This is a genomic window from Actinomadura logoneensis, from assembly GCF_003428695.1.
Classification (GTDB): domain Bacteria; phylum Actinomycetota; class Actinomycetes; order Streptosporangiales; family Streptosporangiaceae; genus Spirillospora; species Spirillospora logoneensis.
In genome coordinates this window covers 1-908 of sequence record NZ_QURH01000433.1, presented here as the reverse complement: position 1 = coordinate 908, position 908 = coordinate 1, and the positions used below count along the sequence as shown (strand labels likewise).

General features: G+C 79.2%; 1 protein-coding gene. It reads left to right on the top strand.

From position 1 onward, the window contains the following. Nucleotides 1–764: FHA domain-containing protein (locus DZF91_RS23135; protein ID WP_147341293.1), on the top strand; the 764-nt coding region annotated here is incomplete at its 5' end. Nucleotides 765–908: the final 144 nt, after the last annotated feature.

The window sequence follows — 908 nt, the reverse complement described above, 5'->3', positions numbered from 1 at the left end:
CGGGCGGGTCCGCACCGGGCGCGTCCCCGGCGGCCCCGCCCGCGCCGGGCGCTCCGGGCGCTCCGGGCGCTCCGGCGGCGGGCGTGCCCGGTATGCCGTGCCCGGACTGCGGCACGCCCGCCGCGGACCGGTTCTGCGAGCAGTGCGGCTACGACTTCGCGACGGGCGGCGGACGGCCGAGCCCGCGCCCGGCGGCGCGCGAACCGTCCGGGCCGATCAAGATCCCGACGCTGCCCGATCCGCCGGGGACCCGCAAGCCTCCGGAGCACGGCCCGTCGTCGCCCGGTCTCCAGGGCGCGTCGACCGGCTCGTCGGGCTCCACCCCTTCCACGCCGCCGGGGACGTCGGGCGGCGGGTGGATCGCGGTCGTCACCGCGGACCGGGCGTACTACGACGCGGTGATCGCGATGAACGGCCCGGACGCGGCGCGCATCGTGTTCCCGCCCGCCGCGCTGGAGCGCCGCATCCCGCTGTCCGGGGAGCGGGTGCTGATCGGGCGGCGCAGCCCGAGCCGCGGCACCGACCCGCAGATCGACCTGCGCCACCCGCCGGAGGATCCGGGCGTCTCGCACACCCACGCGGTGCTGCTCGCCCGCCCGGACGGCCGCTGGTCGCTGGTCGACCCGGGCTCGGCCAACGGCACGTGCGTGAACGGCTCGGCCGAGCCGATCCCGAACAACGTGGAGGTCCCGGTGGGCGAGGGCGACCGCGTCCACGTCGGGGCCTGGACGACCATCACGCTCACGAGAGGCGGGACGACATGACGGCCGTCCAGCAGCACGGAGGTTCGCCTCCTCCGCCGGTGCCGCAGGCCGCGGGCGCGGGAGGCGGGCAGGGCCTGGTCCCGGGCGGGCCGCCCGTTCCGTCCCGCGACGCCCGGCCGGGGCTGGCGGACCTGCGCGCGCGGG